This window comes from Pseudomonas sp. HY13-MNA-CIBAN-0226 (assembly GCF_040310305.1).
GTDB lineage: Bacteria > Pseudomonadota > Gammaproteobacteria > Pseudomonadales > Pseudomonadaceae > Aquipseudomonas > Aquipseudomonas gregormendelii.
On sequence record NZ_JBEOPS010000158.1, the window covers coordinates 1 to 286 of the forward strand.

A 286-nucleotide genomic window follows, 5' to 3' on the forward strand; every position below is an offset into this window, starting at 1 on the left:
ACTGTGCTTACCTGCTTTTTCCGTCACCTCTTTGGCGGCGATAGTGATATTGCTACCATCCAAAGTAATACTCGCACCGCCTGCCGTTATCGTCACTTTATTGGTTGCCACGACTTCTACCTCTTTGGTGGAGGAGGCGATGTTCACATCTTGCTTGGCGGTTGCTTCCAGTTTCCCTGTATGGGCGGATAGGGTGATATTTTCTTTGGCATTGGTCATACTAAACTGACCATCGGCTATGATATTGAGAGACTCGCTACTGACTTGATGATGACTATCGCCACTA

General features: G+C 47.6%; 1 protein-coding gene. It reads right to left on the minus strand.

Annotation, left to right across the window (positions count from 1 at the left end; all coding sequences use genetic code 11):
- Positions 1-286: DUF2345 domain-containing protein (locus AAEZ05_RS28210; RefSeq protein ID WP_350649859.1), on the minus strand; the 286-nt coding region annotated here is incomplete at both ends.